General features: G+C 37.9%; 23 protein-coding genes and 1 riboswitch. Of the genes, 6 read left to right on the top strand and 17 right to left on the bottom strand.

All coding sequences use genetic code 11. The annotated features are described in order from the left end of the window. The first annotated feature begins 453 nt into the window (after positions 1-453). Entirely contained in the window at positions 454-969 is a 516-nt protein-coding gene (locus tag AC1ECF_RS11065; RefSeq protein WP_480389476.1) for a hypothetical protein, read from the top strand. Positions 970-1198: 229 nt separating this feature from the next. On the opposite strand, the gene AC1ECF_RS11060 is transcribed toward AC1ECF_RS11065, so the two are convergent. The 15 genes from AC1ECF_RS11060 to AC1ECF_RS10990 all read right to left on the bottom strand — a co-directional run bounded on the left by AC1ECF_RS11060 (position 1199) and on the right by AC1ECF_RS10990 (position 10103). Continuing rightward, positions 1199-1294 carry a putative holin-like toxin gene (locus AC1ECF_RS11060; protein WP_480389475.1) on the bottom strand — a complete coding sequence of 32 codons (96 nt, stop codon included), beginning with the start codon at positions 1292-1294 and terminating at the stop codon, positions 1199-1201. Between the two features lie 408 nt (positions 1295-1702). Next, positions 1703-1798, bottom strand: a complete 96-nt coding sequence (locus AC1ECF_RS11055) for a putative holin-like toxin (RefSeq protein WP_480389474.1) — start codon at positions 1796-1798, stop codon at positions 1703-1705. A gap of 160 nt (positions 1799-1958) precedes the next feature. Next, complete coding sequence (locus AC1ECF_RS11050; RefSeq protein ID WP_480389473.1) at positions 1959-2528, bottom strand: hypothetical protein; 570 nt, start codon at positions 2526-2528, stop codon at positions 1959-1961. 36 nt (positions 2529-2564) lie between these two features. Then, a complete protein-coding gene (locus AC1ECF_RS11045) occupies positions 2565-2816 on the bottom strand; it encodes a DNA-binding protein (protein ID WP_480389472.1) in 252 nt (83 codons plus the stop codon). A 39-nt stretch (positions 2817-2855) separates the two neighbouring features. Continuing rightward, positions 2856-3338 carry a hypothetical protein gene (locus AC1ECF_RS11040; RefSeq protein ID WP_480389471.1) on the bottom strand — a complete coding sequence of 161 codons (483 nt, stop codon included), beginning with the start codon at positions 3336-3338 and terminating at the stop codon, positions 2856-2858. Between the two features lie 113 nt (positions 3339-3451). Continuing rightward, positions 3452-3976 (bottom strand): CbrC family protein, encoded by a 525-nt coding sequence (locus tag AC1ECF_RS11035; protein ID WP_480389470.1) that lies wholly within the window; start codon positions 3974-3976, stop codon positions 3452-3454. Between the two features lie 235 nt (positions 3977-4211). Beyond that, positions 4212-4487: a hypothetical protein gene (locus AC1ECF_RS11030; protein ID WP_480389469.1), complete on the bottom strand. Its 276-nt coding sequence runs from the start codon at positions 4485-4487 to the stop codon at positions 4212-4214. A 142-nt stretch (positions 4488-4629) separates the two neighbouring features. After that, positions 4630-4953, bottom strand: coding sequence for a putative holin-like toxin (locus AC1ECF_RS11025; protein WP_480389468.1), 324 nt, complete (start codon positions 4951-4953; stop codon positions 4630-4632). A 201-nt stretch (positions 4954-5154) separates the two neighbouring features. Further along, entirely contained in the window at positions 5155-6120 is a 966-nt protein-coding gene (locus tag AC1ECF_RS11020; protein WP_480389467.1) for an alpha/beta fold hydrolase, read from the bottom strand. Positions 6121-6438: 318 nt separating this feature from the next. Next, positions 6439-6636, bottom strand: coding sequence for a hypothetical protein (locus tag AC1ECF_RS11015; RefSeq protein WP_480389466.1), 198 nt, complete (start codon positions 6634-6636; stop codon positions 6439-6441). A 139-nt stretch (positions 6637-6775) separates the two neighbouring features. Next, a complete protein-coding gene (locus AC1ECF_RS11010) occupies positions 6776-7192 on the bottom strand; it encodes a flavoprotein (protein ID WP_480389465.1) in 417 nt (138 codons plus the stop codon). A 167-nt stretch (positions 7193-7359) separates the two neighbouring features. Continuing rightward, positions 7360-7722: a hypothetical protein gene (locus AC1ECF_RS11005; RefSeq protein WP_480389464.1), complete on the bottom strand. Its 363-nt coding sequence runs from the start codon at positions 7720-7722 to the stop codon at positions 7360-7362. A gap of 61 nt (positions 7723-7783) precedes the next feature. Continuing rightward, on the bottom strand, positions 7784-8200 hold the full coding sequence (locus AC1ECF_RS11000; RefSeq protein WP_480389463.1) for a hypothetical protein: 417 nt from the start codon (positions 8198-8200) through the stop codon (positions 7784-7786). Between the two features lie 357 nt (positions 8201-8557). Continuing rightward, positions 8558-9085: a hypothetical protein gene (locus tag AC1ECF_RS10995; RefSeq protein ID WP_480389462.1), complete on the bottom strand. Its 528-nt coding sequence runs from the start codon at positions 9083-9085 to the stop codon at positions 8558-8560. Positions 9086-9368: 283 nt separating this feature from the next. After that, positions 9369-10103, bottom strand: a complete 735-nt coding sequence (locus AC1ECF_RS10990; protein ID WP_480389461.1) for an alpha/beta hydrolase — start codon at positions 10101-10103, stop codon at positions 9369-9371. Between the two features lie 324 nt (positions 10104-10427). Here AC1ECF_RS10990 and AC1ECF_RS10985 point away from each other — a divergent pair, with 324 nt between their 5' ends. Continuing rightward, positions 10428-10568 carry a putative holin-like toxin gene (locus AC1ECF_RS10985; RefSeq protein WP_480389460.1) on the top strand — a complete coding sequence of 47 codons (141 nt, stop codon included), beginning with the start codon at positions 10428-10430 and terminating at the stop codon, positions 10566-10568. A gap of 305 nt (positions 10569-10873) precedes the next feature. Here AC1ECF_RS10985 and AC1ECF_RS10980 read toward each other — a convergent pair whose 3' ends face one another. Both AC1ECF_RS10980 and AC1ECF_RS10975 read right to left on the bottom strand, forming a co-directional pair. Then, a complete protein-coding gene (locus AC1ECF_RS10980; protein WP_480389459.1) occupies positions 10874-11143 on the bottom strand; it encodes a YqkE family protein in 270 nt (89 codons plus the stop codon). Between the two features lie 6 nt (positions 11144-11149). After that, on the bottom strand, positions 11150-12331 hold the full coding sequence (locus AC1ECF_RS10975) for an acetyl-CoA C-acetyltransferase (protein WP_480389458.1): 1182 nt from the start codon (positions 12329-12331) through the stop codon (positions 11150-11152). 83 nt (positions 12332-12414) lie between these two features. Here AC1ECF_RS10975 and AC1ECF_RS10970 point away from each other — a divergent pair, with 83 nt between their 5' ends. From AC1ECF_RS10970 to AC1ECF_RS10955, 4 genes are all read left to right on the top strand, one after another. After that, the gene (locus AC1ECF_RS10970) at positions 12415-13311 is read left to right on the top strand and encodes a hydroxymethylglutaryl-CoA lyase (RefSeq protein ID WP_480389457.1); all 897 of its coding nucleotides are present in this window, start codon (positions 12415-12417) and stop codon (positions 13309-13311) included. Between the two features lie 11 nt (positions 13312-13322). Beyond that, positions 13323-14282, top strand: a complete 960-nt coding sequence (locus AC1ECF_RS10965) for an alpha/beta hydrolase (protein WP_480389456.1) — start codon at positions 13323-13325, stop codon at positions 14280-14282. A 190-nt stretch (positions 14283-14472) separates the two neighbouring features. After that, positions 14473-14574, top strand: a riboswitch (purine riboswitch). A 130-nt stretch (positions 14575-14704) separates the two neighbouring features. Then, on the top strand, positions 14705-15295 hold the full coding sequence (locus AC1ECF_RS10960; protein ID WP_480389455.1) for a xanthine phosphoribosyltransferase: 591 nt from the start codon (positions 14705-14707) through the stop codon (positions 15293-15295). Continuing rightward, positions 15288-16577 (top strand): nucleobase:cation symporter-2 family protein, encoded by a 1290-nt coding sequence (locus tag AC1ECF_RS10955; protein WP_480389454.1) that lies wholly within the window; start codon positions 15288-15290, stop codon positions 16575-16577. Before AC1ECF_RS10960 ends, AC1ECF_RS10955 begins: the two co-directional genes overlap by 8 nt. Positions 16578-17534: the final 957 nt, after the last annotated feature.

Genomic DNA, 17534 nt, shown 5'->3' with positions numbered 1-17534 from the left:
AAATTTTCGAGTGGGTGCTGCCAGAGAATGGTGGCACCTTTTGATATTTTCTCCAATTTTACAAAAATTAATGTTACGATAGTGTCTAATAAAAAGAATGTCAAGTTAGGAGAGAGACATGAGAATTTTATTAGAGTTAATACGAATAATTTTACTATTTATGTTCGTCGGCGGATTTTTTGGATATATTTTATTGAATATCTATGAGGGGTTTCATGCTGAACAATATGGATTGCTAGGTGGTTTGGGCATACTTACTCTGCTGTTCATTCTCTATAGAAATAAACTTCAATTTAGTGGATGGTATCAAGGACCGGGGAGAGAAAAGTTTTCAAAACCAGTAACCCGTTTACTTATTTCCATATCCATTGTTTTGTTAGTAGCCCCTTTTGTTCTGAGATCTTTTTTAAACTAGAATCAAATAAAAGATATCTCACCAAATGGATGATATAAATGATCACTGTACAAACATATATATCAAATCCGAGTATTAACAGACCTGGGTATGTGGGCTATGAACATATGAAAAAATATTATCTTGCAATAGAAGATAACGAGAATAGAGAGAAGATAAGAAATATATTTGAACGTGGCGGAAATATCTACGGTTGCATCCTAATCACTTCTGGTGACCAAGTAATAATGGACGATGAAATCATAGAACGCTTTCCTTTGTATTGGATAATTTGGGTGGATCTAATTGGTGATTACTTGACTATACTACCAGAAGAAACACAAAAGGTATCGAGAGAGCCATACTTTTCCCTGAAAAAAACGGATGATAGTCATATTATCTTTAACTACTCTGATTACTATGTAAGTAAAGTGCCAGAAAAAGAATTGTTAAAATCCTTACTATTAGCCGCGAAATTTTTCTTCCAATTGTATCAGGAATTTAGTGGAGATTATGGTGACCTACCCACTTCTCAGAAAATTAATCGGTTACTTCCATTAGTAGATAACCTTTAAGAAAACGATTATTACGAAATCATTTAATAAGGATATATCTCTATCCTAATACTACTGAATTAATTGAAAATAGAGATTGGTATGTTATAATATGGGTAAGGTAAGAGTATATTAAAAAAGACTGCTGGTGCGTCAACACCAACAGTCTTTCGCAACATCATAGTTCGCTTCAAAGGCGAACAGCACATGATCTAGTAAACCGACCACTTGCTTAGAGGCTATGGGCGGTTTACTTTTTTTTCGTAAAAGTAAATGACAAAGCAACGATTGCTACGATTAACGTGGCAAACGAAATCATCAGATTTAATGCTTGTTCTATTGTCATCAGCAACACCCCCTCCCTCTCACTGAGAAAGTGAGCGAAAAGAAAGATATGCTGCCGCCCATGAATGCCTATGGTTGCTCCCTAAATTATACCACTTTTTGTGAATTTTAAATTATTTATCATGAATATCTCTTCCAACATTCCTCTAATTATTAATCCTCAAGCTCATTAAAGTAAGAGAAGAAAAATATGTTCCAAAAATTTCAATTTTTGTACCACAAGTCTCTAATAACCATTGAATTAATTGAAAATAGAGATTGGTATGTTATAATATGGGTAAGGTAAGAGTATATTAAAAAAGACTGCTGGTGCGTCAACACCGACAGTCTTTTGCAACATCATAGTTCGCTTCAAAGGCGAACAGCATAGCGTATAGTAAACCGCCATTGCTTGGAGGCTATGGGCGGTTTACTTTTTTTTCGTAAAAGTAAATGACAAAGCAATGATCGCGACGATTAACGTGGCAAACGAAATCATCAGATTTAATGCTTGTTCTATTGTCATCAGCACCACCTCCTCCCTCTCACTGAGTAAGTGAGTGAAAAGAAAGATATGCCGCCGCCCATGAATGCCTATGGTTGCTATCTAATTATACCATATTTTGTCTTACTACTTTCCATGTTTCTCCTTCTATGTATTGCGAATCTTTTAGCTAAACCTAAGGTTAGTTAACGAAACAGGTTATTTTATTTTCTTTCTTTAGAGAGAAATTATATAAATCTCCATCATCAAATCCTGTTACCAAGACTATTTCTTCAGGAAATTTTGAAGGATTGGCAATCAGATATGTATTGGCAAAAATGATAGTTGACGAAAGGGTTAGAAATAATCCTACGTAAAACTTATCATCCCAAAAATCATACAAATCATGATAGAGAGTTATACGAGGATACCTACTTTCAGGGAAATAATCATTATTACTTGCCCAATCATCATCGTCGAATTCCCATTCTGTGGAACCTGTAATATAAAGCTGAATGCCCTCTTCATTTTCAAATAGACCAAAAAGAAAAGCTTGAATACCCTCTTGTACTTTCTCTTGCTCAAATAATTGAGTAAGCCAATTCTCGAATTGTTTATAGCTAGTAGATAGTTGTTTGTTAAAGTTACGTAAATCTACTGTTTGATTCATTTCCCTTACATACTCTTCTATTAAGTCATACCCATTTGTTAAAGTTGGGGTTTCTTGTATGAATGATTGTACCATTTCATCTACTTTTTCCATATCTAACATAGCGCACCTTCTTGAACGTATAATTTTTTTTACTGCTTACTCCAATGCCTTCGCTCGCTCTATCCAAGCCTTCAAATCCTCTTCGTTATGTAAATAAGAAATAGCAGAATCTCGTTTATCTATCCCACTAATTAATATTAGCAAATCCCAAACATTTTCATCTTCAATCGTTGGTTCATCAGCCATTACATAAGACAAAGCCCAATCAGATACTTCTTCCCTTGTCAATTCGCCATTTAGCACTAATTCCACTCTATCAATTATTTCCCTTAGGGTTGGCTGATCCATTTATCATCTATCCTACCTTTCTAAGTTAAGTACCGTAGCTTATTGTATATTTCCTTTAGCAAAATCGTCGCTAAACTCCACAAATTCATCTAGAAAGTCTTCTATTTCCCCTCTCACACTCTTTAAGTCTCTATAAATTTCATTTTTGGCTAAATAAAATGCATCTGATAAATAGTGAATTTCCATCTCTATCGGTTCGCAGTTCTCTGGTAGATACTGAATTAACTGATCCATTTTTTCAACCACAGTACTTATATCTTGTTGTCTATCTAGGGTATCACGTAATAAACCCAATAGTATCTTAGGAGGTAGATCCTGTTCCACTTCTCCTTTAATCGACTCTAATTTCCACATAAATTTCTCCGTATTTAATTTGGAGGATAAAGATAAATCAATTATTTCATAGGGTGGATTATCAAGGATTTCAATCACGCTATCTGCCCACTTTATCACTTCTTGTTTCGTAAAAAAGCCAATTACAAGCCCTATTCTATATACTTCTGCTGCTAATTTTACATTCACCATAAATCTCCTCAATTAAATTAAAAACATTCCATCTTAATCATATAAGACTTGTTGCTAGTTATAAGCATATGTTAATTGCACAAAAAAGAAACGGCAGATTTTTAATAACATTATGCCATATCTGCATGAAGTCGATGTTGTTTACAGCAATTGCACTTAAACAAATAACCTTGTAAATCACCGCCAACTTCTAGAGTATCTTTAAATTCTTGGTATGTTAATTGATAATCTTCACAAATTTTATCGATGTCGTCTTTTAACTCAACTTCTAAATGTTTTATTTCGTCCCATCCAACAAAATCAATAATGGAACAGAAGTCACCACAATGACTAAGCCAATATTCTTGTTGCCATCCTGTATAACCTGGAGTTCTATAAATAAGCTCATCTACATAAGCCTCTTGATCAACTTTTTCGCATGAATGTGCATCCTGAAACTCGCCATCATATTTTTTTGCTGCAGAACCATCCGCGATGCACCAAGGACAAATGCCTTCCATTTCTTCTACTGAAAAAAAGGGCCCTTCATAGACGAAATCTCTTTTTTTCTTGCAAACAGGACATATCGTTTCTTCTTCTATTATTACTCCTAATTTAATCGGATTAGGATTGTATTTAAAAGTTGGTAGCTTCACTGTCGTTTCCCCTATCTATTTGTTAAGTTCATCTATTCAAATTAACATATATTCTTTCTATACCAAACGTGCTAAACTTATCAAAAATATAGAATAATATGTTATGAAAGGGATAAGGAAAGAGTGTATTAAAAAAGACCATTGGTGCGGGAACACCAACAGTCTTAGCAATAAGAATAGATCGCTTCAAAGGCGAACAGAACAAGCAAACAGTAAACCGTCCACTCGGTAATACTTAGATTTCTCCTCCGAATATATAGGAGAGGAATACAACAAACAAAACACCCAACGAAATAGACAGGAGCGAAATGTATTTAATAAAACCTTTTTCTTTCTTAATGAAAGCGATAATTCCAAGTGCTACACCAGTTAAATAGATAGCAAAACCAATGGGGATGGCAACCATAGACCACTTACCAAAAGTTAAATTGACAGGCGGAAAAATCATGTACGCAATAAAAATCCCAACGACAATTAGAATGATTGAATACTTACTATATTTCTTCTCCAATTTTCATATCCCCCTTAGTAAACAACTGCTACTTTCATGTATGGGTGAACCTTCATAAACTGTTATCACTTTAACATAAATATCCATTTCAAGAAAACGAAATTTAATCGATGTTGGATTCGTGTAACAATAGCATTTCACTCTAGTCAAAAAGAAAAAGTCCTATAAAGTATCTGAAATAAATATGATAACCACTGAATTCATTGAAAATAGTGATTGATATGATATAATATGGGTAAGGTAAGAGTATATTAAAAAAGACTATTGGTGCTGTAACACCAACAGTTTTTTGCAACATCATAGTTCGCTTCAAAGGCGAACAGCACAGTAAACAGTAAACCGTCCACACGCGTGCTAGGCTGAGGGGCGGTTTACTTTTTTTCGTAAAAGTAAATGACAAAGCAAGTATCGCGACGATTAACGTGGAAAACGAAATCATCAGGTTTAATGCTTGTTCTATTGTCATCATCACCCCCCTCTCTCACTGAGAAAGTGAGCGAAAAAGAAAGATGTGCCGCCGCCCATGAATTCCTATGGTTGCTCCCTAAATTACAACATATTTTGAGAATGAATATTATTTATAATCAATGTCCTTCGAGAGTGATTAAAAACTTTATAGAACGGCTATATTCCTTGATACGTCAATCCCCTAACATTCGCAATTTATTTATTGATCAACAAATGAATTTGTGAATTCCTTTATTTCTTTGTTCATTTCCTTATAACGTGTCCAATGAAGATAGTGATGGCCCTGTAAGACTTCAACTTTACTTGCAGGATTATTAGTTAACTGCGTCTTATAAAAAGACACGTTATTCTTGCCATCCTCTGTTACCTTTTCATCTTCCGTTGTAAAGATTAATACTGGAAGATTAGATGGGAACTTCATATCAACGGTTTTGTTAATGTTATCTTTTAATTCATTGGCTTCAGCAACAACGTTTTTGTTGTAACCCTTCCAAGCGGAAATCGCCTTGGTCATTTCTAAATTTTTTTCAGAATAAATCCCATCATCAGCAATAGGTAGAAAACCTTCCGGATTAATATATAATGCTAATCTAGCGATTCCGGTTGGTGCCAGATATCTTAAAAACTCAGGCATGGAAGGGGCATCCTCACCAAAATATTCTAAAGCTTGTGGTAATGTTGGGTCAATTCCTATGATACCTTTCACTTCCTCTGGATATGTATTAGCAAAATACATACTATAAATTCCTGAAACCGAATGTGGCATTAGAATATACGGTCCTGGTATGTTTGATTTTTTTAACGCTACTCTTATTTCCTCTACCATGTTTTCAACTGTTCGTTCTTTTTTGGTACTATCACTCCATCCGTATCCAAATGGCTCAACCACTACTACTTTATTATCTTTTGACAATTCATCTATTAAAGGAGCAAAATCTAAAGCTGGTGCTGCTGTTCCGAGCCCGCTTAATAAAACGATCGTGTCATCACCCTCACCCTTTGTATAAATGTGCATATTTCTACCATCAACTTCCACTAATTGTCCGATGGGGTTGTATTTCTTTTGTTCGTAGACTGTCATGATATTGCTGAAAGCAACCCAAATAACTAACACTGCTAGGAGGGATAATGAAATATTCCTTATAACTTTCCAAATTCGATTCATATTTATCTGTGACCCACTTTCTTTTTTTCTAGCATAAGTTACGAACAAGATAATAATAATGAGCTTAAGGAGGAATTTAAGTTAAGTCTCTAGCCTTACAAACCTCTACTCCCTGTATTTTACATCAACTTCCTCCCCTATATTCTTCACGGTGTGGCTCTCCTTTCACTAACTTGGTACCTGAAAATGGTTCAGCCATCCTATAATCTATTTCAAAATTTCTTGTAGTTTCCACCATTGGAAAAAAGAACGGTGAAGCTGCATGACCAATTTCTATTTCTTCTTGATCCCCTATATATTCTAGCTCTGCATAAATGTTTACAGGTTTACCCTCCTCGTATTCTGATTTTCAGTCACGAGTCGATAAATAAAATCGTATTCCTTAATCTCTGCGCTTGTTTTTATGTGCTGTGTAGCAGAAAATTTATTCTCTTCTTGTTCGTTCTTGCTTTGTTGACAGCCCATTAATCCGATTGATAAAAGTATTAAGGACACAGTTAGATTAAGTTTTTTCACTATCATCCCTCTTTCTTTATAGTAAATAAACGTAGGGAAATGATTTACGTTTCAACAGATTGCTCGTAACTTGTTTGACTAAACTGCAACTTTCATTTATTAAAAGAAAAAGACTTTACTCCTTCTGAAGTAAAGCCTTTTATTTGAATAGCACATTTTTTGTATGAACAAGAGTTACTCCTGCTTCGATATAACTTCTGATTAGTTTCCAATCGGTGTTGTTATCTTTTCTAAAAGTTTGGAAGAATAAATTGGCTGTTTCTAAACGTTTGCCTTGAATCTCCAAGGTTGCTGATAAAATAGCCATGGTTTCTTCTTCTCTTAAAGGAAGAATGGAAATTACTCTTATATCCCATTGAGCCTTATTTTCTTTTGCAAAATGAAAGCCCTGTTCCCATCCACTTACTGATTCTTCATAGCCAAAGTCAACGATTTTCCCACCAGTTATTTCTCTTGCTTGATAATCTGGAGAAATTAGCTCTGCTAGCTGTTCTAAGGAGGAGGTTCTCCAAGCATTTAAATAATTGTCTAGAAACATAGAAAATGAGTGATCCATTAAAAACCTCCTAAAAATATGTTTGTATGTACTTTCTATAAATAAAGATATCATCCTTTTTCAACTACTGTCTTACTAACCCTTGTTAAACCCCCAATAACAAACATTTCTTCATAAACTCCCAAAACCCTTTTTATTCAACTAAACTGACTTTTTACTTCTTAGAATTACTTAATGTTTACTTTTAGAACGAGGTCTTTGTCTGATATCTTGCTGAGTTTAACTAGCTTATCAGTGTTTGGAGTGTTTACAGCAGGTTTGACTGTTGCAGTAGCTACATATTTTCCACCTTTATATCTTACTTTTAAATCCTTTGTTATATATTCATTGGGTACTGAATCGCTGTTGTAGTAGATGAACGTATTCTTTTCATCTTGAAACACACTAAAACCATAGTTTTTATAATTGTTTTCTATTGCATTCTGTATAAAAACAGGAGAATCTTCATTCGATAACACCTCATGCTCTACTCTCTTTCCAACATTCATGTAGAAAAATAGCAAAATCAATATAGCACTTAATGAAATCATATGGAAACCGTCTCCTTTTCCAAAAAAGGCATTAACCTTTTACGATCAATGCCTCCTATATTCAAAGCTCTTTTCTTGACCCCATAAACACGTAGCCACTTAGAAATAACTGAATAATACTTAAAGCTAAAAATGGATTCGTTACAATATAGGTTTCCCCTACAATAATGCGCTGAATAATTAAGCCAAGAAAAAAGATTGCTCCCATTAATCCAGAAATATACCATGAACTATTATTTCTATTTTTTAAACTAAGTACCGCAGCAATCACATTACCTACCCCAAATATAACAATTGCAAGTATTCCCGGCATAACCCAGCTGTCAAATGGAAGCTTGGATGCCCAACTATCAGGATATGCTTCTCCGAAGATTGTTCCGTTACGTAACATCACCATCTGAATTCCCAACCAAATTGCACCTGTCGCTAAGAATAAATCATAACCGGTCAACACTTTTGATCTTATTGTTCGCTTCATCTTTTCCCCCCGTGTTATCAGTGCTCCGATGAACTCCAGATTCATCTAATTATTTCATTTCCATTAAAGACGAAACCAACTCTTATAGAGTTCGATTTTTCTTACAATTAATAACACGCTACAAACTTTAAGTTCTACGGGTGCATACCATATTTTGTTCAGTCTTTACTTTCTACAATCCACTTTTATTATCCAAAGCATATTTTTATACAATAAGAAGTTCAAAATAAAAGAAAGATCCCAGTTCTAGTAAAACGGCTAGAATCATTAAAATTTAAATATACAAAAAAACAGAGCCAGACAAGCTGTTTTTTTCACAGCATTGTCGACTCTGCGTTAAAGCGACTGATGATATAGCTATACTACTGTAGCTTCTTCATCTCTCTTACTCTCAGCAAAGGACTCTTTATACTTAGGTAGTAGGTAGCGGTAGATGACGAACGCATGAATAAGACCAATTCCTACAAAGAAAGCCCGCACAATCCATTCCTGCCAAATTAGCGAGATTCCGTTCATATCGCCACCACCAAAAAACTCACTAAGCATACTCAAATAGATGGGATCAAGTAGTAGCATGACTAGTGAGGTGTACCAAGCAATCGTGCGAAAGACCTTCGATTTCGCTGCACAGATTCGTCTGCTCAAAATAATGAGAAGCCAACCGCAAACAAAGGTTGCCATTGCACCGGCCAGACAGAAGATTCCCATCTGATAATCCGTCATCTGAGTATGATATACATCCACCTGAATACCAAGCCCCATGAAATTAACCTGCTTAAAGACACCATATTGTAATGCTACTAGAAGGTGAGCCCCTTCATGGATTATATAGTAAATAACAATTGCTGCTAGAATTCCAATATATTGTCTTACATTTCTATTCATAATAGTAATCTTCCTTATCTTCGTTACAAAAATTTTTATTAAACAATAACAAGTAACTATGCATTATTATCGTGAGGCAGTATCTTTTAAAAGTTTGTGCGTTACTTCACAAACGTATTATAAAATAACAGCGAGTAGGATTCTATACTTTTAATTGGATAATCCTTACATATTTACTTTATAATTTTGATCATTATAGTAAATGTAAATCCATCAAATAGAAAAATCACACCTCTACTTGGATATGATTTTTCTTTGGCTTTTTATTTCTTTTTTTCTATTATTAATTGTTTGTAGCTTGTAGCCACTGGTCCGTTGCTTGTATGATTTCATTTTGCTGTTCTTTTGCGGTGATCGTTGCCTTACCATCCCCTTTTTGTTCCCCGTACATAGCGAACTGGGCATGGTTTCCGCCTTTTATTTCATACAGGGTAGTGTCTGGAGATAGCAAATGTTTGGTTTCCTCTATTTTCTCTGTTGTTGTTAACCCATCATGCTCGGCGTAAAGAGAGAGGATTGGCATTTCTGTCTTAGAAAAATCCGCGGAATTGCTCGGGTAAGAAGCTAAAAAGATGATTCCACTCACCTCTTTTAGGTGATCGTAGGCATAGGAAGCAGCCGCCACTCCGCCAAGCGAATGGCCACCGACAAACCAGTTGTCTATACTACTAAACTCTTTTCTAATGAGATCCGCTTGGTCGACATCGAAAATTGCAAAGTTTAAAGTAACCTTTGGTATGACGACAGTGTAGCCGTTATCTGCCAACCCTTGAGCATAGTAACTGTATGCTTCCGGCTCAACTTTTGCACCCGGATAAAGAATGACACCGCCTTTTGTCTCCTCCATAGGTTCGAAAACGAGCCAATTCTCTTCATACTGAATCTCATCAGTATCTATATAAGTATAAAGTTCCTCAGAAGCCTCGTACGTTTGTTGCGACCAGATATAAAAGCCTGCAAATCCAAAGCCTCCAATTAGAAATAGGAGAATTAAACTGATTTTAAGTATTTTTTTCATAAAGATCCTCGCTAACATAACATTATTACTATTTTTTAAAGTTTAACGTATAATCTGGGAAGTATATATGGAAAATTAATGAACATACGTGAACATTTGAGGAAAATGAGAATGGTTTTTTATCTTCTTTTTAAAGGGGAGAATGATACTTCTACCTATAAAACATTATTCTATCAAACTTAACTTCATGATATTTGTATTCTTTCGAGGTAAACCTTACACAATAAGGTTTAATTAGGTTATGCAATAACTAGGGTTTCATGGGCGGCAGCGCATCTTCATTTCCACCCTCACTCTCTAAGTGGGAGTAAGGAGGTGTAGCTGATGAAAGTATTTGAAGTAATAAGCATTATGATTGAATTTTCAGTGCTAATTGTTGCGGTAATTGTTCTGTTATTTACTTTTACTCAAAAAAAAGTAAACCGCCCCCAACTTTCAAGCAAGTGGACGGTTTACCATTCATAAGCTGTTCGCCTTTGAAGCGAACGATGTTATTGCTAAGACTGTTGGTGTTCACGCACCAGCAGTCTTTTTAATATACTCGTTTCTTATCTACATTATAACATAGCCACTTCTATTTTCAATTAATTCAATTTTTTATGGTAGGCAAATGAATGTTAATGAAGAACACAATATACCTTTGTCTTTCTATCTTTATCAAGCTGCAGCTCCTATAACCCACCTGTTTTCCATTTATCCACTATAACTTTTCTATTGAAAAATGCTTTCAAAACAAAACAGCGAAAGGATTTCCCCCTCGCTGTGTGTTTTTAAAATTTAGACCCTTCAAAGCCGTATTCATCTAATAGCTCTTCAAAGGTTTTATTTTTTTCTCGTTGTTTTTTCTCAAAGGCTAAACGCGCTTGTCTTTCCTCTTCCTTTTGCTGCTCCGCTGTTACTAGCTGCTTCTTTGTTTCCTTTAATTTCGCTAGAATGTCAGAGGAAAGCTGATCGGAAAGTGCGTTGCCTTCTTCTTTGACTGGTGCAGCTTTCACCCCAGGCTGCTGTCTTTTTTGTTTCTTTTTAGCCAAATAGTCCACCTTCTTTTAACGTTTTACGATGGTCGCTACTCCTTGGCCTCCTCCGATACATAGTGTTGCAAGACCTGTTTTTGCATCTCGCTTCTTCATTTCATGTAATAGCGTAACGAAGATTCGAGCGCCGCTTGCTCCGATTGGATGTCCAAGGGCAATAGCTCCTCCATTTACATTTAGTATATCATGATTGAAGGATAACTCTCTATCTACTGCAATAGATTGCGCTGCAAAAGCTTCATTTGCTTCGATTAACTCGATATCCGACATCGATAAATTAGATTTTGATAGTACCTTTTTCACAGCCTCCACTGGTCCGATTCCCATCACTTGCGGATCTACTCCTGCAGACGCATTTGCCACGATAGTAGCTAAAGGCTCAAGCCCTAACTCCTCCGCTTTTTTCTTGCTCATCACGACAACAGCTGCTGCTCCATCATTAATACCAGAGGCATTTCCAGCTGTCACAGATCCGTCCTTCTTAAAGGCAGGACGTAGACCAGCTAGCTTTTCCTCCGTAGAGCCCTTTTTCGGATATTCATCCTGTGCAAATACGATTGGGTCTCCTTTGCGCTGTGGAATTTCTACTGGCACGATTTCGTCCGCAAATTTTCCGGCTTCCATCGCTGCTACTGCACGTGCTTGAGAGCGAGCAGAGAATTTGTCTTGCTCTTCTCTCGTAATCTCGTAGCGATCACATAGATTTTCAGCAGTAATCCCCATATGGTAATCATTGAATGCACACCATAAGCCATCAGAAATCATGCTGTCTACTACCTTTTGATCTCCCATTCGGAAGCCTTCACGAGCATTTTTCAATAAATACGGTGCCTGGCTCATATTCTCCATACCGCCTGCTACGATGATATCCGCATCTCCAGCGATGATCGCTTGTGTTGCAAGGTGGATTGCCTTTAGTCCAGAGCCGCATACTTTATTAATCGTAAGAGCAGAGACAGCCTGAGGTAAACCAGCTTGAAGAGCAGCCTGTCTAGCAGGGTTTTGCCCTAGTCCGGCTTGAAGTACGTTCCCCATTATTACTTCTTCCACCGCATCCTTCGACACGCCAGCTTTTTCTAATGCTTTTTCAATCACAATTGCCCCTAACTTTGTAGCAGGCACATCCTTTAAAGAGCCTTGAAACGATCCAATTGCAGTTCTTACTGCACTCACAATGACTACTTCATTTGACATTCTTTAGTCCTCCCCTAATTTTCCCCTAAATAATTTGCTAGTTCATCCCTTCTTTCCTTAAAATAGGAATGGGAGGGATGATTATGTTTATTTTACCAAATAAAGTGACAATTATCGAGGTTGGTCCACGTGACGGACTACAAAATGAAAAAAAGGAAGTACCGACGGAAGTTAAATTAGATTTTATTCGAGGATTACAACAGTCCGGTGTGCAAGAAATGGAGATTAGCTCCTTTGTTTCGCCAAAGTGGGTACCACAAATGAAAGATGCACCAGAAATAGTGTCAAATGTAGAAAAAGTGGGTAGACAATTTGTACTTACCCCCAATCTAAAAGGCGTAGAGCTGGCAAAAGCAGCTGGTGCAAAATGCCTCGCTGTATTTGTAGGAGTATCGGATAGCTTCAATAAAAAAAATATCAATAAAACAACCAGAGAAAGTATGGATGAATTAAGGCCAATTGTGGAAACGTTATTACAAGAAGGATATTTTGTTCGTGCTTGTATATCCACTGCCTTTTATTGCCCATATGAAGGGAAGATAAATCCTGAAAGAACACTTGCTCTTTGTAAAGAATTTGTCTCTTGGGGAGTTCACGAGCTGAGCGTAGCGGACACGATTGGCATGGCAAATCCTCTTGAAAGCTATACGTTATTTGACCTGCTAATAAAGGAGTTCCCTGAAACACTGATTACCGCACATTTCCATGATACAAGAAAAATGGGACTGGCAAATATTTTTGCCGCCCTTTCTGCAGGAGTTACTCGATTCGACACTTCCGCAGGAGGCTTGGGAGGTTGTCCTTTTGCACCTGGCGCAACAGGAAATGTAGCAACAGAGGATGTTGTGAATATGCTAGAACAAATGGGAATTGACACCGGGATTGACTTGGACCAGCTGCTACATGCAGTGGAAATTGTTGCGCCCCATGTATCTCGCCCAATAGAAACGGGGATGTATCGATTATTTAAAAGTAAGTAGGAGTTGACCTTATGCGAAAGAGAGTAATCGTTTGGACGAGTATTTTTACGAGCATCCTTACAGCAATAGCCACCGTATTTGGTTTCTTTTTGACCAACAAGCTTATGTACATTAAAAAGAAAGAGGATGATTTTATTCTCAACAGGGAAATTACCGCTAAACGACTTGATGAGGCTTGGTACAACAGCGTGAATAAAACAGAACGCTGGGTGGAGTCGATTAATGGGTATGCCCTGAAAGCCATCTTTATAGAGCCCCTTCAGACAAATAAATATATGATTATTTGTCACGGAGTCACAGAGAATAAGATTAATTCTATCCGATTCGTAAGAATGTTTGAACGTCTTGGTTTTAACTGTGTCGTTTATGACCACCGAAGACATGGGGATTCTGGCGGGAAAACAACAAGCTTCGGCTTTTACGAGAAGCTAGATTTACAGGCCATTGTGCAAGCGGTAAGAGAACGTGCAGGAGAAAACGCCATTATTGGGATCCACGGAGAATCTATGGGTGCAGCCACAACCCTTTTATATGCTGGTTCAATTATTGACGACGCAGATTTTTATATTTCCGATTGCGCCTTCTCGAACTTTGAGGATCAGGTCTATCATATTATGACGCAGACCACTCCCTTACGTTCTACGCTAGCCATTCGATTTGCAAACTTATTTTTAAAAATACGAGACGGCTATACGTTAAACCTCGTATCCCCTCTCGATGTGGTAGACAATATTGAAAAACCTGTACTATTTATTCACAGCCTAGAGGATGATTTCATTTTGCCAAAGATGACAGAGGATCTTTATGAAAAGAAAAAAGGTCCAAAGGAATTAAAGCTATTTGAAAAAGGGGCACATGCTAAGTCGTTCAATGAAAATCCAGAGGAATACGAAGAAATTGTGAGCGAATTCTTAAAGAAATACAATTTGTATGAGGAAAGACCTGAGCCAGAGCTGAAGTCCATTGTGTAAAATCTGAACGATGAATATGGTGCGCTATTGACAGGTAAACTACATGATTTAGTAAACCGCCCCCTTTTTTGCTAAGGCTGGGCGGTTTACTTTTTTCCCTAAAAATAAATGACAGGGTCTATCGTCATGAGCACCACCCCCCTTTTTTTATTATTTTTATTGTAAAATAACTTTACCGTGCTATAATGAGAACAATTCAATTTCATAGACTCGTATAAAGGCAGGGATATGGCCTGCAAGTTTCTACCAACTTTCCGTAAAAAAGTTGACTACGAGTGGCGTGGTTACATGATTGGGACACATTTGTGTCGCCATTTCTTTTATTATTCGAATAATACTCGAATGCCATCGCTCCACTCGTAGGAATGGAGCCTTGTCATTCGAGTTTTTTTATTTTAATTCTAAGGAAAGAAGGAATCGCCGTGAATTTGCTAGAGGACAAGATTGTAGAGTTAGGAAAAGTTTTATCGAAAGACGTACTAAAGGTAGATGTTTTTTTAAATCATCAGATCGACCCTGTCTTGATGAAGGCAATTGGAGAAGAAATTGCGGATCGCTTCAAGAATGTTGGGGTCACAAAAATCTTAACTATTGAGTCTTCTGGAATCGCTCCTTCTATTTTTGCAGGACTTGCACTTGAGGTACCCGTTGTGTTTGCAAGAAAAAGCAAATCCGTGACGCTTTCTCAAAACTTACTTACGTCCCAGGTTCATTCCTTCACGAAAAATATTACAAGTGATATATCCGTTTCCAAGGACTTTCTCCATTATGGGGAAAAGGTTTTAATTATCGATGACTTCCTTGCAAATGGACAGGCAGTGCTTGGATTGCTGGACATCATCGACCAGGCTGGAGCAACAATAGCTGGTGTTGGAATTGTAATTGAAAAAGGATTCCAACCAGGCGGAAAATTAATTCGGGAAAAAGGGATCCGCGTTGAATCACTTGTGATTATTGAGTCACTAGAGAATGGCAAAATAGAATTTGCAAAAGGAGCGCCTATCTATGAATAATCTATTTAAGAACACAACACTCGGGTTACAGCACGTGCTCGCGATGTATGCAGGTGCAGTTATTGTCCCTCTTATCGTTGGAGGCTCTCTAGGGCTCAGTGCTGAGGAGTTAACTTATCTAGTTGCCATCGATATTCTAATGTCCGGAGTCGCTACTATTTTACAGGTGATGAATAATCGATTTTTCGGTATCGGTCTTCCAGTCGTTCTAGGATGTACGTTTACTGCAGTAGGCCCCATGATTGCAATTGGCGGAGAATACGGTATTTCTTCTATCTACGGAGCAATTATCGTCTCTGGTATTATCGTCATTTTAATCAGCGGCTTTTTTGGGAAGCTAGTCAAATTTTTTCCGCCAGTTGTAACTGGTTCAGTCGTTACTATTATTGGAATCACCTTAATTCCTGTGGCAATTAATAATATGGGTGGTGGTCAAGGAGCGGAAGATTTCGGTTCACTTCAAAATGTTTTATTATCATTTGGAACGCTCATTTTCATCGTATTGTTATATCGATTTTCCCGCGGCTTTATAAAAGCTATTTCTATCTTAATAGGAATCATCGCTGGAACAATTGCAGCATTTTTCATGGGAATGCTAGATTTCACTGCAGTAAAAGAAGCAGATGTGTTTCATATGATTCAGCCTTTCTATTTCGGAATGCCTACGTTTGATTGGTCCCCTATTCTTACAATGACACTGGTAGCAATCGTATCGTTAGTGGAATCAACTGGCGTGTACTTTGCGCTGGGAGATATGGTCGGGAAGAAAATACAGAAGAAAGATTTAACAAAGGGGTACCGTGCAGAAGGGATCGCTGTTTTACTTGGAGGTATCTTTAACTCTTTTCCTTACACGACTTTTTCACAAAATGTAGGTCTGATGCAAATGTCCGGTGTGAAAACTCGTAAGGTTATATACATAGCTGGTGGGATGCTTATCCTGCTTGGATTTATTCCGAAGATTTCCTCTCTAACTACCATTATTCCTGAGCCCGTTTTAGGTGGAGCGATGATTGCCATGTTCGGGATGATTATCTCTCAAGGGATTAAGATGCTCAGCACAATCATTTCAGACTCTAAGTCCCCTGATAATGCGATGATTATTGCATGTTCAATCGGTATTGGTCTAGGCGTAACGGTTGTGCCAGATCTGTTTCAATCCTTACCTGGCAGTCTTCAAATTCTAACAAGTAACGGTATTGTTGCAGGAAGTTTCACTGCAATTTTATTGAACATACTGTTTAATATGATTCCTTCGAGAAATAAAGACAAGATAGCTTAGCTTAGTGAGAATGGCTGGTTCTAGATTCTCTACCTTCAAGGCGGATTAACAAGTAGCTCTCTTCTAGCTTTTGCTTCGGAAGAGGGCTGTTTTTTTTAGTGAGAGTTGATAGTACAACCTTATGGTATGGGCTAGTAACTTTCATCAATGTTAAGGGCTACTGCGCGGTACTGAGTGTTTACTGCGCGAAAATGGAGGGCTATCGCTCGGAAATGAGGAGGTATTGCTCGATAGCAGAAACACTGTTGTTCTACTGCTCGGTAACTCGACCCTACTGCGCGGTACTGGGTGTCTACTGCGCGAAAATGGTGGGCTATCGCTCGGTAATGACGAGGTATTGCGCGATAGCAGAGACGCTGTGGGGCTACTGCTCGGTAACTCGGCTCTACTGCGCGGTACTGGGTGTCTACTGCGCGAAAATAGAGGGCTATCGCTCGGAAATGACGAGGTATTGCTCGATAGCAGAGAAGCTGTTGGGCTACTGCTCGGTAACTCGGCTCTACTGCGCGGTACTGAGTGTCTACTGTGCGAAAATGGTGGGCTATCGCTCGAAAATGACGAGGTATTGCTCGATAGAGGGAACGCTATTGGGCTACTGCTCGGCAACTCGGCTCTACTGCGCGGTACTGAGTGTTTACTGCGCGAAAATGGAGGGCTATCGCTCGGAAATGAGGAGGTATTGCTCGATAGCAGAAACACTGTTGTTCTACTGCTCGGTAACTCGACCCTACTGCGCGGTACTGGGTGTCTACTGTGCGAAAATGGTGGGCTATCGCTCGGTAATGACGAGGTATTGCTCGATAGTAGAGACGCTGTGGGGCTACTGCTCGGTAACTCGGCTCTACTGCGCGGTACTGGGTGTCTACTGCGCGAAAATGGAGGGCTATCGCTCGGTAATGACGAGGTATTGCGCGATAGCAGAGACGCTGTGGGGCTACTGCTCGGTAACTCGGCTCT

Source organism: Psychrobacillus sp. Z3-81, from assembly GCF_056620325.1.
The sequence above is the reverse complement of the archived record's forward strand: the minus strand, read 5'-3'. Positions and strand labels throughout refer to the sequence as shown.

Bases quoted from the DNA above. Each gene is read 5' to 3' on its own strand.
- AC1ECF_RS10970 (WP_480389457.1), top strand. From the start codon at position 12,415: ATGTTTATTTTACCAAATAAAGTGACAATTATCGAGGTTGGTCCACGT.
- AC1ECF_RS11060 (WP_480389475.1), bottom strand. From the start codon at position 1,294: ATGACAATAGAACAAGCATTAAATCTGATGATTTCGTTTGCCACGTTA.
- AC1ECF_RS11025 (WP_480389468.1), bottom strand. From the start codon at position 4,953: ATGACAATAGAACAAGCATTAAACCTGATGATTTCGTTTTCCACGTTA.
- AC1ECF_RS11020 (WP_480389467.1), bottom strand. From the start codon at position 6,120: ATGAATCGAATTTGGAAAGTTATAAGGAATATTTCATTATCCCTCCTA.
- AC1ECF_RS11005 (WP_480389464.1), bottom strand. From the start codon at position 7,722: ATGATTTCATTAAGTGCTATATTGATTTTGCTATTTTTCTACATGAAT.
- AC1ECF_RS11010 (WP_480389465.1), bottom strand. From the start codon at position 7,192: ATGGATCACTCATTTTCTATGTTTCTAGACAATTATTTAAATGCTTGG.
- AC1ECF_RS11065 (WP_480389476.1), top strand. From the start codon at position 454: ATGATCACTGTACAAACATATATATCAAATCCGAGTATTAACAGACCT.
- AC1ECF_RS10965 (WP_480389456.1), top strand. From the start codon at position 13,323: ATGCGAAAGAGAGTAATCGTTTGGACGAGTATTTTTACGAGCATCCTT.
- AC1ECF_RS10985 (WP_480389460.1), top strand. From the start codon at position 10,428: ATGAAAGTATTTGAAGTAATAAGCATTATGATTGAATTTTCAGTGCTA.
- AC1ECF_RS10975 (WP_480389458.1), bottom strand. From the start codon at position 12,331: ATGTCAAATGAAGTAGTCATTGTGAGTGCAGTAAGAACTGCAATTGGA.
- AC1ECF_RS11050 (WP_480389473.1), bottom strand. From the start codon at position 2,528: ATGTTAGATATGGAAAAAGTAGATGAAATGGTACAATCATTCATACAA.
- AC1ECF_RS10955 (WP_480389454.1), top strand. From the start codon at position 15,288: ATGAATAATCTATTTAAGAACACAACACTCGGGTTACAGCACGTGCTC.
- AC1ECF_RS11055 (WP_480389474.1), bottom strand. From the start codon at position 1,798: ATGACAATAGAACAAGCATTAAATCTGATGATTTCGTTTGCCACGTTA.
- AC1ECF_RS10990 (WP_480389461.1), bottom strand. From the start codon at position 10,103: ATGAAAAAAATACTTAAAATCAGTTTAATTCTCCTATTTCTAATTGGA.
- AC1ECF_RS11000 (WP_480389463.1), bottom strand. From the start codon at position 8,200: ATGAAGCGAACAATAAGATCAAAAGTGTTGACCGGTTATGATTTATTC.
- AC1ECF_RS11045 (WP_480389472.1), bottom strand. From the start codon at position 2,816: ATGGATCAGCCAACCCTAAGGGAAATAATTGATAGAGTGGAATTAGTG.
- AC1ECF_RS10995 (WP_480389462.1), bottom strand. From the start codon at position 9,085: ATGAATAGAAATGTAAGACAATATATTGGAATTCTAGCAGCAATTGTT.